Origin of the sequence: Permianibacter aggregans (genome assembly GCF_009756665.1) — a bacterium.
Lineage (GTDB): Bacteria > Pseudomonadota > Gammaproteobacteria > Enterobacterales > Permianibacteraceae > Permianibacter > Permianibacter aggregans.
The window spans coordinates 1,553,340-1,566,449 of sequence record NZ_CP037953.1; the positions used below are offsets into that span (position 1 = coordinate 1,553,340).

Sequence of the window (13,110 nt, forward strand, 5' to 3'; positions counted from 1 at the left end):
ATGTTGCAAGCATTGGAACTGAAACAAAAACCGACGTTGTTGCTGGTCGATGACAGACCTGAGAATCTGGTCAGTCTGGAAGCAGTGCTGAATGACAACGAACGCATCATTCTGAAAGCACAAGACGGCGAACAAGCGTTGTCGTTGTTACTCGAACATGACATCACCTTGGTGTTGTTGGATGTGCAAATGCCGGGTATGGATGGCTACGAAGTGGCGCGACTGATGAAAGCCAATCCGCGCACCCGGGAGATCCCCATTTTGTTTATCACGGCAACGCAGCCCGATGAACGCAATATGCTGCGCGGATACCAGCACGGCGCCATTGATTACATTTACAAGCCATTCAATACCGAGGTGCTGCGCAAGAAAGTGGCGGTACTGCAAGAGTTGCAGCTGTCACGCCGTTGTTTGTCGGTCATGAACCGCAGTCTTGATGAAGCACGTTCCTACTACGCAGCGATTCTGAGCACCGCTGCCGAAGGTATTCTGGTTGTCGATGAACAGGGTTCGATTCGTTATGCCAATCCTGCTGCTTGCGAGCTATTGCAGTGCGACCTGGATTCACTCGAAGGCGAGCAGCTTCATCACCTGGCCATCGCACCCGATAGCAATATCATTGCCTGGGAGAACAGCGTCTTTTTTCAGCACTGGCGTAAGAAGCTGACTTATCGCGCGCATGACGCCCAATTGTTTACTCCATCAGGACAGGAATTGCCGGTCACACTGAGCTGTGCGCCACTACCAGCGCCGCATCGAGGACTCGTCGTCGTCTTTTTGGATAATCGCATTCCGAAAAAACTGCAGGAGCAGTTGGTCAAGCAGGCGGTCACGGATACCTTGACGGGTCTATACAATCGTCATGGTTTCTTGCAGTCGTTGCAGGCCTCGCTTTCGCGCAGTGGTCGAGCCCATAAACCGCTGGCCGTTCTGTACCTGGACCTTGACGGATTCAAGCGCATCAACGACACACTGGGACATCCCGCCGGTGATGAATTGTTATGTGTGATGGCCGATCGATTGCGGCGATGCACGCGCGCCTACGACACCGTGGCGCGATTGGGCGGTGATGAATTCACGATCGTGCTCGACAGCATGGACACACCAGAAGACGCCGCGCGCATCGCCGAAAAAATTTTGGATTCACTGGCCACACCGATCGAAATTCAAGGCTTGAAATTAGCCGTCAGCGCCAGCATTGGCATTGCGACTTATCCCGACTGTTCGGAAAATGTCGACGGCATGATGCAAGCCGCCGATATGGCCATGTATCAAGCCAAGTCCGAAGGTCGAGGTCAGTACCGCTTCTTTACCGCCGCGATGAATGGCCGGGCACGCGCCAGGCTGATGCTGGAAGAAAGTTTGCGTCAGGCGGTTGCCACCGAAGAATTCGTCCTGCATTACCAACCACAGATCATGATGCGCGACGGAACACTGCGAGGCTTCGAGGCCTTGCTGCGGTGGCAACATCATCAGGCGGGTTTGGTCTCGCCGGGAATATTTGTGCCGCTATTGGAAGAAACCGGTTTGATCACACGCATTGGTAGTTGGGTGATTGAGAAAATCTGCCATCAGCGCCGCTTGTGGGGTAACACCTTTCCGCAAGACATGGTGTTGTCGGCAAACCTTTCTGCACGGCAGTTTGGCCAAAGCGAGCTCGTCGATCTGGTTTTCCAATTGCTCGACGAGCATCAACTGTTCGCCCACCAACTGGAACTGGAAGTCACCGAAAGCTCGCTGATGAATGATATTGAGCACAGTCAGCGCGTGCTGCAGGCACTACGCAAGAAAGGTGTGCGAATTGCCATTGATGATTTTGGCACCGGCTATTCGTCTTTGGCTTATCTGCGTCAGTTCGAAATTGACACGCTGAAAATTGATCGCACCTTCATCGCCAACGCCTTGGTGTCGCCAAAAGATGCGGCCATCGTCGAGGCATTGGTTGCCTTGAGTCACAGCCTGGACGTTGAGGTTGTCGCGGAAGGCGTGGAAACCACAGAGCAACTGCAATGGCTACAGCAAATTGGTTGCGACTGCGTGCAGGGATTTCTGTTCGCGAAAGCATTACCGGTGCTGGAAGCGGAACAGTATCCAGCCAAGCTCGACTTCGAGAAACTTTAACCATAAGCCGACTGGGCCATTGGGCTCATGTGGCAGCGGACTGCTGCTCGTTGACGTATACTCTGCGCCACGCTTTCATCTGCGACTTTGCCATGCGAAACATTCCTCATCTGATGCTTGCCCTACTACTCACATTTAGTGGCGCAAATGTATTGGCCGATGGTGCTGCACCACTGACCGCGCAGCAACAATTCTTTCAGCGGCTAACGACATTGTGCGGGGCAAGTTTCTCCGGGCAAACCGCGTTCCCTATGGACAAAACTGATCCGTTCGCCGGCAAGGAATTACGTGCCACGTTGAAGCACTGCACGCCTGAAGAAATTCGCATTCCTTTCTCCGTTGGCGAAGATCGTTCGCGTACCTGGCTGCTGCGCTGGCAGCAAGGACGCTTGGAGTTGAAACATGATCACCGACATGAGGACGGCACACCGGACGACGTGACGATGTACGGTGGCTTGGCCAGCGATAGCGGCAGCGCTTTACAGCAATCGTTTCCGGCTGACGCCTACACGGCTTCGCTTATCCCGGCGGCGGCCACCAATGTCTGGACACTATCACTGAACGAGCAGGGCACCGAATTGACCTATTATCTTGAGCGCGACGGCAAACCGCGTTTCAAGGCCACACTGATTCGCCAGTAAACTTACCGCCATGTCCAACGTCGTTTCCTTCAAAAAAGCCAAACAGCAACGCAACAAGGGCCAAAGTCCGTTGTGTCGCGAAGGCTTTCATAAATGGCAAGTAGTGACGGCGAATCAGTTCGATGTCAAACAGGGTAAGCTGGTTACCGCCTATCGCTGCGAACGCTGCGGCAAACAGAAAATCGAAGCACGCTGAATACTTATCGCGTGCCAGTAACATGATTCCGTTCACGGATTGTTCACGCCGAGCCAGTAAAATCCGCGTCGGCTTTCTGCTATCGACAACGGAGTCATATTCGATGAAACGGATTTTGCTTGCGTGCATAACGCTTTTTGCCGCATTCCATCTTCAGGCCAACACGGGCATGTCTGGTAACCCGTTTCAGGTTTCTGGTGCCGACCAGGCGGAAATGAACCAGCTGCAACTGAACCCCAAACTGTTGTCCGAATACCAGAAAATCAAAAAGCTGATGTTCACCGAGAAAGATGGTGTGGTACCGATTCTGGATGTGCTGCAAAAAGGCGGACAGGATTACCCGGTACTAAAGTCTATCGACGACACCCATCTTTTCTTCGAGCAAAAGGGGTTATTCGGCATCATCAAGGTAAATGGCATGAGTACTCGCCAATTTGCCGTGATTGAACGCACCATTACCTATTATCAGATCTGGGCCAAAATGATGCGTGATCATATGGGCATGAGTTTGACGCCACCGAAAGGCAACGGCGAAAAGAACATGAAGTTCGTTCACGACAATTTGGATCAGATCATTGCGTTCAACACTGAGCTGTGGACCAGCATTGGTATTGATCCGGACGGCGAAGACGAAACGTTTGACGACCAAGCACCGGACGACGAGTAGTTAACTGACGCTATGACCGTGGCGCGCGGCGATATGTTGCTTCAGCGCCTCGGTCAGCTTCTGTGAAGCCTTGCCGGTGGCTCGGTCGACCCGACTAACGAGGCGTGGGGTAAACTCATAACGGCTGCCTTCGCGATACTTCACCTCAACCAATTCACCGCTGGCCAGCTCGTCTTCAATCAGGAATTTCGGCATCCAGCCGAACCCCAATCCCATCAGCAACGCGTCTTTTTTGGCGATAAAGCCGGATAAGCGGAACACCCGTTCACCACCAAACATATGGCGGTCATCGCCACGGTCGCTGGAGTCTTGCACGCTCAGTTCAATATGCGATTGCAGCTCAGAGAGGCTGATATCCACTTGCTTGGCCAAAGGGTGGTCTTTGGCGACACAGAGAATGCATTCGATGGTTGGCAGATCTTCAGACTTCAACAGCGGATGCGGTTCGTAGTCTTTCACCAGCATGATGTCCGCCTGATCTTTTTCGAAGCGGTATTGCACGCCGTAGAGAAATTCCACTTTCACCTGAATACGGGTCGGCACCCGGGCATCGGCCATCTGCTTCAGCGCCAGCAAAATCGGATTCAACGGCAGAATGCCGTCGATGATGACCATCAGGCTCGGTTCCCAGCCGCTGGCAAACGAATGCGCCAGGGCTTCCAGTTGGCCGGCATTGGCCAGCAACTTGCGGCCTTCGGCCAGCACCGCCTCGCCGGCCGGGGTCAGTTGCGCCCTGTAACTGGCGCGATCGAGCAACTCGAGGTTCAATGCCTGTTCCAGCTTGCGGATCTGGTAACTGACGGCTGATTGGGCTTTGTGCAGGCGCTCAGCAGCCTTGGCGAAACTCCCCTCCGAGATCACCATGTCCAGCGCTTTTAAGGATTCCAGGTCAACGCTCATCTTTATCTGCTTATTCGATTGGCATTAACGGAATAATATGCTTTTTTTGATGATTCGGGCTACTTAAGCTATATCTTTCATATCTGACAGCGGTCCGCGCCGAGCCGGCGCATCCAATGGTCCATGCTTGTTCAGCGTGCGTACCGCGGGCTTTCTAGCCTTCCGCTTTCTGCTTACCGATCCGGAGACTGTTAATGAACGAGAACATGCCCAATCCTTTGAACCTGCGCGGCATCGAATTCACCGAATTCGTTGGCCCGAGCAATGAGCAACTGGAAAAGCTGTTCTGGGATTTCGGTTTTTCGAAAGTCCGTCGCCACAGAGACAAGGACATCGTGCTGTTCAAACAGAACGATATCCAGTTCCTGCTGAACAATGAGAAAGAAGGCTTCACCCGTGATTTCGCCAAGAAGCACGGCCCGGCCATTTCCTCAATGGGCTGGCGCGTTGACGACGCTCAGTTCGCCCATGACGAAGCGGTGCGCCGCGGTGCCCGTTCCGCCAATGACACCAATAAAGATTTGCCGTATCCGGCGATTTACGGCATTGGCGACAGCCTGATTTATTTCATCGACAAGTTTGGCCCGAAAGGCACGATTTACGACACCGATTTCGTTGCGCTCGATAACCCGAAAAACCAGCCGGACAAAGGCTTCCTGTTTGTCGATCACCTGACCAACAACGTGCACAAAGGCACGATGCAAAAATGGTCGGACTTTTACCAGAACGTGTTCGGTTTTTATGAAGTGCGTTATTTCGACATCAAAGGCGTGAAAACCGGCCTGACGTCATATGCGCTACGTTCGCCGGATGGCTCATTCTGCATTCCAATCAACGAGAACAAGGACGATCGCGACCAGATCGCCGAGTACCTGCGTGAATACGATGGCCCAGGCGTACAGCACCTGGCATTCGGTACCCGCGATATTCTGGCCTCGCTCGACAAAATGGTCGGCACCAGCATCGAAACGCTGGATATCGACGATGAGTATTATCAAGAAGTGTTCGACCGCGTGCCGAACGTCAAAGAAGATCATCAGCGGATTCGCAAGCATCAAGTGCTGGTTGACGGCAACGAGAACGGTTACCTGCTGCAGATCTTCACTCGCAACATCATCGGCCCGATCTTTATCGAGATCATCCAGCGCGAGAATGACCTTGGCTTCGGCGAAGGCAACTTCGGCGCGCTGTTCCGCTCGATTGAAAAAGATCAGGAACGTCGTGGCGTGATCTAAGCCTGACCGAATAAAAAAGCCCGCGTTATCGCGGGCTTTTTTTTACTAAAATTCATCTGGTGAAAAACGCAAACGAAAAAAGGGCCGTTACCTTTTGGGTAACGGCCCTCGCAATCGCGAACCACCTGAAAACCAGGTTCCCTGAAAGCTGTTACTCATCGAAATGAACAACAGCGAGGTGCACACCCCAAAGCGACTCTAAAAAGAGGCTTTGGCAGCAGCCAACGTCAAAATTGCTTTCCCGAGCGTGACCATCCACTGGTCGCCACCATGCAAACGTGACGTTGGCCGCTGGAAGGCATTACAACGTCTGAACGCCCCTCATTCAATGATCATTTGGTATCAGTTTGTAGCTTTTTGTACAGATTCACATTTCGCGCGGCTTGTCATGATTTAGCCCTTGCAGTAACGTGCGCGCCACTTCACAAACAAATAGTCGCGAAGCGACGTAATCCTTTCAGCCCTCTCCCCCTTGTGGGAGAGGGTGGCGCGAAGCGCCCGGACAAATTCGCCGGGAGCGAATTTGCACGGCGTAGCCGCCCGCAGGGTGGCCGCCTTGATTGGCGGCCATGAAAGGGGAACGCGAGCCGCAAGCGGCGCGCGTCAGGATTTCACCATGTCGTTTATCGAACTGAAAATTCAGGTCAACAAAACTCAAGCCGAAGCGCTCGATGAATTGCTGATGGAGTTCGGCTCGTTGGCCGTGACGCTGGAAGACGCTGAAGATCAGCCGATACTGGAACCGGGCCCCGGCGAAACGCCGCTCTGGCAACAGATTGTGTTGACCGCGTTGTTCGACAGCGACATCGACCGGGAAGCGACGCTGGCCGCAATTCAGGCCGATGAAGCCTGGCCTGCTGGCGCCCACGCCCGCTTTCAGGCGGTGCCCGATCAGGATTGGGTAAGGGCCTGGATGGACCGCTTCCAGCCGATGCCGTTCGGCACCAAGCTCTGGGTTTGCCCGAGCTGGCGACCCATTCCGGCAGAAGCAAAGGTGCCGCTGCTGCTCGATCCGGGTCTGGCCTTTGGCACCGGCACCCATTCGACCACGAGGCTCTGCCTGGAATGGCTTGATAGCGCCGATCTCAGCGGCAAGCATGTACTCGATTTTGGTTGTGGATCCGGCATTCTGGCAATCGCAGCCGGTAAACTTGGTGCCGCCAAACTGACCGCGCTAGACAATGATCCGCAGGCGCTGATTGCCACCCGCGAAAATGCCGAGCGCAATGGCATTGCCGCCGACCAAATCGATATTCAGTTGCCGCCGCTGGCCGAAGGTTTTCACTGCGACGTGATTCTGGCCAATATTCTGGCCGAACCATTACGGCAACTGGCGCCGCTTTTCGCCACGGTGTTGAAGCCGGGTGGAGCGCTGGTACTCAGCGGACTATTGGCCGAACAGGCCGACGAATTACTTGCGCGCTATCAGCCCTGGTTTGATAGTCTTGCGGTCAGCCAGCATGAAGACTGGATACGCATTGACGGCAAGCGCAATTTCACGGATGTGACATGACCGATTTTTATACCCGCTGCCCGCACTGTCAGACGGTTTTTCGTCTCAGTGCTGCCCAGCTACAGCTTGCTGAAGGAAAAGTTCGCTGCGGCGCCTGCCTGCATGTATTTCTAGCCAAGCAACACCTGGTCAGGCCGAAAGCCGGCCCAGCTCCAGCTCCAGCTCCAGCTCCAGCTCCAGCTCCAGCTCCAGCTCCAGCTCCAGCTCCAGCTCCAGCTCCAGCTCCAGCTCCAGCTCCAGCTCCAGCTCCAGCTCCAGCTCCAGCTCCAGCTCCAGCTCCAGCTCCGGCTCCAGTTCCGGCTCCAGTTCCGGCTCCAGTTCCGGCTCCAGTTCCGGCTCCAGTTCCGGCTCCAGTTCCGGCTCCAGTTCCGGCTCCAGCTCCGGCTCCAGTTCCGGCTCCAGTTCCGGCTCCAGCTCCGGCTCCAGCTCCGGCTCCGGCTCCAGCTCCGGCTCCAGCTCCGGCTCCAGTTCCGGCTCCAGTTCCGGCTCCAGTTCCGGCTCCAGTTCCGGCTCCAGTTCCGGCTCCAGTTCCGGCTCCAGTTCCGGCTCCAGTTCCGGCTCCAGCTCCAGCTCCAGCTCCAGCTCCGGCTCCAGTTCCGGCTCCAGTTCCGGCTCCAGTTCCGGCTCCAGTTCCGGCTCCAGTTCCGGCTCCAGTTCCGGCTCCAGTTCCGGCTCCAGCTCCGGCTCCAGTTCCGGCTCCAGTTCCGGCTCCAGCTCCGGCTCCAGCTCCGGCTCCGGCTCCAGCTCCGGCTCCAGCTCCGGCTCCAGTTCCGGCTCCAGTTCCGGCTCCAGTTCCGGCTCCAGCTCCGGCTCCAGTTCCGGCTCCAGTTCCGGCTCCAGTTCCGGCTCCAGTTCCGGCTCCAGTTCCGCCGGTTGCGTCGGATGACCCATTCGCAGTCTTTGCCAACTCGCCGTTGCCGAAAGTTGCCAAACCTGCCGCGTCGGCGCCTGTTCCGGCGCCTGCACCGATACCTGAACCCGAACCGGAGATCGACGATGAACCACTGTGGATCAACGATGACCCGGAAGTGGATTTGGCCGAATCGGCCCGCGAGACCGCCCAGGGTTCACATAGCTGGTTGAGCTCGTTTACCACCAAGGAACAGCCGCAACCAGCCGATGCCGATTACCAACCGGAAGTCGATGAAATTGATTTAAGCCTGGATGCACCGGGTCAGCACGACATCGAATTCACACCTTCGCGTCATGCTGAAGCCTTGGTATCCGAGACGACTGACGAACCTTTCCTTGATGAAAGCGAATTGGCGTTTGAGGCGAAATTTGACGATGAGGCCCTGGTTTCGGAAGCACCGGCGGAAGCCTTGGATCTGACCCCGGCCGAAACCGAACAAGGACCAGCGTTTGTCCATCGTGATGCGCCGTCTGCGGCCGTGCCGGAAATCGAGAGCATCGATCTGGACGCCGAGCTGCCGGATCTGCGCGCCGACGAACTTGATGAACTGGAATCCCTGGAACAAAACGAAACGCCGGAACAGCACATGGCGCTTGAACCGGAAAGTTTTGATCTGGATATCCATGATCCGGAAACGGACTCGACGGAAGCCGAGCCTTCGGTGGACGAAGAAGATACCCTCGATGAACCGGAAACGCCGCCGGAGAACGACTGGGATTTATTGCGTCCCAGTCGTGATCGTCATGAGCCAGTGTTTGATGACGACAACGGTCTGGAATCGGAATCCGAACCAAGCCGGGCGTTCGCGGTAGAAGAAAGCCAGCCAGACGCTGCTGACGAAGATTACCTTGAGGCCAACGAGCCAATCGACGCGACGGAAAGTGATGCCGAGGAATCGACCAGCGATGAAGCAGTAGCCGAACCGCCAGAAGCAGAAATCCCCACGGCAGAGACGCCTCCGCCACCGGTGGAAATCGTCGACTTCGGTGAAACCGATGCGAACTGGGTCGACCCGAGTTCACGCGTGGAAACCGTCGATATCACTAATCCGCTGCCGAAAAGCCGGCCGAAAGCGAAACAAATCGCTGACGCGTTACGCAAACCCACCGCTAGCGAGCCATTGGCGCTCGATGACAGCTGGACGCTGGAACCGATGGGTCATGACAGTTTTGATCACGCCCTCTCGCAACATCAACAACGTCGCTTCCCGTGGAAGGCGGTGTTGTGGACGTTGGCGGCATTGCTGCTCGGCACCGTATTGGCAGCGCAATACCTCTGGAGTCAGCGTGTCGAAATGCGCGACGACCCGACGTTCGGGCCGTTGATCGAATCGGCTTGTGAGATCGTTGGCTGTGAACTGCCGCCAAAACGCGACATCAACAAAATCGTCATCAAGCAGAAGAGCGTGATCAAGGAACGCGACGACGCCCGCAAGCTGAAAATCGATTTGTTGATCGTCAATCAGGCCGGCTTCGATCAGCCCTACCCGGACCTGATGCTGCGCTTCACCAATATCGAAGGCAAGGTGGTCGCCGAAGACCGTTTCGCGCCGAACGAATACCTGCGCGAGATGCCGGAAGAGCCGATGATGCCGATGGACATTCCGGTGCATGTCTCGTTCATCGTGCGCTCGCCGTCGGACGCGGTCACCGGCTACGAATTCCGCTTTCTGGAACCCAAGCCGGCGAAATAATCAAGCCGAAAATTTGTCATCATTCCCGCCCGCGCATGGTGAAAAAATCGCCAGCGCGGGTATAATGCGCCCCCCTTCTGAAACGCCCCCGCTGAATAGTTAAGACACCGATGCAAGTTGGCCCGTATCAGTTACCGAATGCGCTATGGCTCGCGCCGATGGCGGGGGTAACCGATCGCCCGTTCCGGCAGCTTTGCCGCGATCTCGGTGCCGGCCAGGCGGTAGCGGAAATGATTTCAGCCAATCCTGCGCTCTGGGATACCGAAAAAACCCAGCGCCGGATGGACCATGCCGGTGAGTCGGGTTTGCGGGCCGTGCAAATCGCTGGCGCCGACCCTGACTGGATGGCCGAAGCGGCCCGTTTCAATGCCGAACGCGGCGCCCAGATCATCGATATCAACATGGGTTGCCCGGCGAAAAAGGTCTGCCACAAGTATGCCGGTTCGGCGCTGATGGCTGATCTGAAGCTGGCACAAGACATCATTCGTGCCGTCGTTGAAGCCGTCGATATCCCGGTGACGGTGAAAATGCGCACCGGCCCGAAACCAGACCTGATCAACGCCGTGAGCTTGGCACAAATGGCCGAGGCCGCCGGCGCCACGCTGGTCACCGTGCACGGTCGCACCCGCGACCAGCTTTACAAGGGTTTTGCCCAGCACGAGACCGTTACGGCGGTGAAACAAGCTGTGCGCATTCCGGTCATCGCCAACGGCGATATCGACTCACCGGAAAAAGCCAAACAGATTCTCGAACAAACGGGAGTCGATGCCTTGATGATCGGCCGCGCCGCGCAAGGCAACCCGTGGATCTTCCGCGAAATTCAGCACTTTCTTGAGACCGGTGAACGCTTGCCGCCACCGTCGCTGGAGGAAGTGCAGCACGTCATGGATCGGCACTTGGCCCAGTTGCATTCGTTTTACGGCGAATACAAGGGCTTGCGCATTGCCCGCAAACACGTCGGCTGGTACCTCGAAGGTCGCCCCGGTGGTGAAGCGTTCAAAGCGCAGTTTCATCAAATCGAAGACGCCGGCGAACAACGCCGTCGGCTCACCGCTTTCTGGCAGCAATGTCAGCAAACGGAACCCACGTTAACTGGTAACTCTGAACAAAAGGCAGCTTAAGATTATGGAAAACTTCATTGTGGACAAAGCCGTTTCCTCCACAACTCCGGTGGTGCAACCGACTCTGCGCGAAAGCGTGCAGCGCGCGGTGCAAAACTACTTCGATCATCTCGAAGGCGAACTGCCGAATAATCTGTATGACCTGGTGCTCGCAGAAGTCGAGGCACCGATGCTGGAAGTGGTCATGAAGCAGGTGCGCAACAACCAGACCAAGGCCGCCAATCTGTTGGGGCTGAACCGTGGCACACTGCGCAAAAAACTGAAGCAATACGATCTGTAATGTTTGAGTGGACGCTGCCTGCGGGCAGCGTCAAAAATTTCCGGATGCCGGCGCATCGGCCTGCCCCGTTCACCGATCCGCCTTGAATGTTCTTCTCACCGACTCGCAACAGACCCATACCATGACTGATATTCGCCCGATCCGCCGCGCGCTGCTGAGCGTTTCCGACAAAACCGGCATTGTTGAATTTGCCCGTGAGCTGAGCACGCTCGGCGTGCAATTGCTGTCCACCGGCGGCACGTTCAAACTGCTGCAACAAAACGGCATTGCCGTCACCGAAGTGTCCGACTACACCGGTTTTCCGGAGATGATGGATGGCCGGGTGAAAACCCTGCACCCGAAAGTGCATGGTGGTATTTTGGGTCGCCGCGGCACCGATGACGCGGTCATGAAAGATCATGGTATCGACGCCATTGATCTGGTCGTCGTCAATCTCTATCCGTTTGCGCAAACGGTCGCGAAACCGGATTGCACGTTGACCGATGCCATCGAGAACATCGATATCGGCGGCCCGACGATGGTGCGCGCCGCAGCCAAGAATCACAAAGACGTCGCGATTGTCGTCAACGCCGGTGATTACAGCGATATCATCGTCGCGCTGAAAAATGGCGGGCTTAACTTTGCGCAGCGTTTCAATCTGGCGGTCAAAGCCTTCGAACACACGGCGATGTACGACGGCATGATTGCCAATTACCTCGGCGCCACCAAAGCAACTGGTGAGCGCGAAACTTTCCCGCGTACGTTCAACAGCCAGTTCATCAAAAAGCAGGACATGCGCTACGGCGAAAACCCGCATCAGTCAGCGGCGTTTTATATCGAAGCCAATCCGTCCGAACCCAGCGTTGCCACCGCCATTCAATTGCAAGGCAAAGAGCTGTCGTTCAACAACGTTGCCGATACCGATGCCGCGCTGGAGTGTGTGAAATCCTTCGTGAAACCGGCTTGCGTCATCGTCAAGCACGCCAATCCTTGTGGTGTCGCCGTCAGCCTTGATGGTGTTCGCGCGGCTTATGAGCTCGCCTACGCCACCGATCCGGAAAGCGCGTTCGGCGGCATCATCGCGTTCAACCGTGAGCTCGATGCGGAAACCGCAAAACTGATCGTCGAACGTCAGTTTGTCGAAGTGATCATCGCCCCGAAAGTATCCGATGCCGCAAAACAAGTCGTCGCCGTCAAACAGAATGTGCGACTGCTGGAATGCGGTGAATGGGACAGCGTGCGCGCGCAAGGGTTTGACTACAAGCGCGTTAACGGCGGCTTGCTGGTGCAGGACCGTGACAACGGCATGATCACCGAAGCGGATCTGAAAGTCGTCACCAAGCGCGTACCGACTGAAGCGGAAATGCACGACCTGATATTCGCTTGGAAAGTCGCCAAGTTCGTCAAATCGAACGCGATTGTTTACGCGAAAAATCGTCAGACGGTCGGCATTGGTGCCGGCCAGATGAGCCGGGTCAATTCGGCCCGTATCGCCGCGATCAAAGCTGAACACGCTGGTTTAGCCGTGCAAAACGCCGTGATGGCTTCCGACGCCTTCTTCCCGTTCCGCGATGGCATCGATAACGCCGCCAAGAATGGCATTGCTTGCGTCATTCAACCCGGCGGCTCGATGCGCGACGCCGAAGTCATTGCCGCGGCCGACGAGCACGGCATGGCGATGGTGTTTACCGGCATGCGTCACTTCCGCCACTAACTGGTGTCAATCGAAAAAACCCGTGCCTCGTCACGGGCTTTTTTTGTTTCCGGCCACCGCATGAATACGATTCAGCCTGAATTAAGCCAGCGCCGGTTTAAATAGCGCACATCATCGAAAGTGGTTCAGGAAGTTCA

At 56.0% G+C, this 13,110-nt stretch carries 12 protein-coding genes and 1 pseudogene; 11 read left to right on the plus strand and 2 right to left on the minus strand.

Annotated elements, in window-relative coordinates:
• The 4 genes from E2H98_RS07175 to E2H98_RS07190 all read left to right on the plus strand — a co-directional run bounded on the left by E2H98_RS07175 (window position 1) and on the right by E2H98_RS07190 (window position 3,625).
• Window positions 1-2,121 carry an EAL domain-containing response regulator gene (locus E2H98_RS07175; RefSeq protein WP_133588453.1) on the plus strand — a complete coding sequence of 707 codons (2,121 nt, stop codon included), beginning with the start codon at window positions 1-3 and terminating at the stop codon, window positions 2,119-2,121.
• Between the two features lie 251 nt (window positions 2,122-2,372).
• Window positions 2,373-2,762: a hypothetical protein gene (locus tag E2H98_RS07180; RefSeq protein ID WP_133588452.1), complete on the plus strand. Its 390-nt coding sequence runs from the start codon at window positions 2,373-2,375 to the stop codon at window positions 2,760-2,762.
• 10 nt (window positions 2,763-2,772) lie between these two features.
• A complete protein-coding gene (locus tag E2H98_RS07185; RefSeq protein ID WP_133588450.1) occupies window positions 2,773-2,958 on the plus strand; it encodes a hypothetical protein in 186 nt (61 codons plus the stop codon).
• Between the two features lie 103 nt (window positions 2,959-3,061).
• The gene (locus E2H98_RS07190) at window positions 3,062-3,625 is read left to right on the plus strand and encodes a hypothetical protein (protein WP_133588448.1); all 564 of its coding nucleotides are present in this window, start codon (window positions 3,062-3,064) and stop codon (window positions 3,623-3,625) included.
• Here E2H98_RS07190 and E2H98_RS07195 read toward each other — a convergent pair whose 3' ends face one another.
• Window positions 3,626-4,525: a LysR family transcriptional regulator gene (locus E2H98_RS07195; protein ID WP_133588446.1), complete on the minus strand. Its 900-nt coding sequence runs from the start codon at window positions 4,523-4,525 to the stop codon at window positions 3,626-3,628.
• A 194-nt stretch (window positions 4,526-4,719) separates the two neighbouring features.
• Here E2H98_RS07195 and hppD point away from each other — a divergent pair, with 194 nt between their 5' ends.
• The 3 genes and pseudogenes from hppD to E2H98_RS07210 all read left to right on the plus strand — a co-directional run.
• Window positions 4,720-5,760: a 4-hydroxyphenylpyruvate dioxygenase gene (gene hppD / locus E2H98_RS07200; RefSeq protein ID WP_133588444.1), complete on the plus strand. Its 1,041-nt coding sequence runs from the start codon at window positions 4,720-4,722 to the stop codon at window positions 5,758-5,760.
• A 616-nt stretch (window positions 5,761-6,376) separates the two neighbouring features.
• Window positions 6,377-7,273: a 50S ribosomal protein L11 methyltransferase gene (gene prmA / locus E2H98_RS07205; RefSeq protein WP_133588442.1), complete on the plus strand. Its 897-nt coding sequence runs from the start codon at window positions 6,377-6,379 to the stop codon at window positions 7,271-7,273.
• Window positions 7,270-7,377, plus strand: a pseudogene (locus E2H98_RS07210) (MJ0042-type zinc finger domain-containing protein); the annotation flags it as partial. The gene prmA and the pseudogene E2H98_RS07210, both read left to right, overlap by 4 nt.
• Before the next feature lie 25 nt (window positions 7,378-7,402).
• Here E2H98_RS07210 and E2H98_RS19450 read toward each other — a convergent pair.
• Window positions 7,403-8,164, minus strand: coding sequence for a hypothetical protein (locus E2H98_RS19450; protein WP_157591289.1), 762 nt, complete (start codon window positions 8,162-8,164; stop codon window positions 7,403-7,405).
• Between the two features lie 23 nt (window positions 8,165-8,187).
• Between E2H98_RS19450 and E2H98_RS07225 the strand changes: the two genes are divergently transcribed.
• The 4 genes from E2H98_RS07225 (at window position 8,188) to purH (ending at window position 12,973) form a co-directional block, all read left to right on the plus strand.
• Complete coding sequence (locus E2H98_RS07225) at window positions 8,188-9,879, plus strand: DUF3426 domain-containing protein (protein ID WP_133588440.1); 1,692 nt, start codon at window positions 8,188-8,190, stop codon at window positions 9,877-9,879.
• A gap of 110 nt (window positions 9,880-9,989) precedes the next feature.
• Window positions 9,990-11,000 (plus strand): tRNA dihydrouridine synthase DusB, encoded by a 1,011-nt coding sequence (dusB, locus tag E2H98_RS07230; protein ID WP_133588438.1) that lies wholly within the window; start codon window positions 9,990-9,992, stop codon window positions 10,998-11,000.
• Between the two features lie 4 nt (window positions 11,001-11,004).
• Window positions 11,005-11,280, plus strand: coding sequence for a DNA-binding transcriptional regulator Fis (fis, locus tag E2H98_RS07235; RefSeq protein WP_133588436.1), 276 nt, complete (start codon window positions 11,005-11,007; stop codon window positions 11,278-11,280).
• Window positions 11,281-11,401: 121 nt separating this feature from the next.
• The gene (gene purH, locus E2H98_RS07240; RefSeq protein ID WP_133588434.1) at window positions 11,402-12,973 is read left to right on the plus strand and encodes a bifunctional phosphoribosylaminoimidazolecarboxamide formyltransferase/IMP cyclohydrolase; all 1,572 of its coding nucleotides are present in this window, start codon (window positions 11,402-11,404) and stop codon (window positions 12,971-12,973) included.
• Window positions 12,974-13,110: the final 137 nt, after the last annotated feature.

Coding starts and splice junctions, on each gene's coding strand:
- E2H98_RS07190 (WP_133588448.1), top strand. CDS start 3,062: ATGAAACGGATTTTGCTTGCGTGCATAACGCTTTTTGCCGCATTCCAT.
- fis (WP_133588436.1), top strand. CDS start 11,005: ATGGAAAACTTCATTGTGGACAAAGCCGTTTCCTCCACAACTCCGGTG.
- E2H98_RS19450 (WP_157591289.1), bottom strand. CDS start 8,164: ATGGGTCATCCGACGCAACCGGCGGAACTGGAGCCGGAACTGGAGCCG.
- purH (WP_133588434.1), top strand. CDS start 11,402: ATGACTGATATTCGCCCGATCCGCCGCGCGCTGCTGAGCGTTTCCGAC.
- E2H98_RS07175 (WP_133588453.1), top strand. CDS start 1: ATGTTGCAAGCATTGGAACTGAAACAAAAACCGACGTTGTTGCTGGTC.
- prmA (WP_133588442.1), top strand. CDS start 6,377: ATGTCGTTTATCGAACTGAAAATTCAGGTCAACAAAACTCAAGCCGAA.
- E2H98_RS07180 (WP_133588452.1), top strand. CDS start 2,373: ATGGACAAAACTGATCCGTTCGCCGGCAAGGAATTACGTGCCACGTTG.
- E2H98_RS07185 (WP_133588450.1), top strand. CDS start 2,773: ATGTCCAACGTCGTTTCCTTCAAAAAAGCCAAACAGCAACGCAACAAG.
- dusB (WP_133588438.1), top strand. CDS start 9,990: ATGCAAGTTGGCCCGTATCAGTTACCGAATGCGCTATGGCTCGCGCCG.
- E2H98_RS07195 (WP_133588446.1), bottom strand. CDS start 4,525: ATGAGCGTTGACCTGGAATCCTTAAAAGCGCTGGACATGGTGATCTCG.
- hppD (WP_133588444.1), top strand. CDS start 4,720: ATGAACGAGAACATGCCCAATCCTTTGAACCTGCGCGGCATCGAATTC.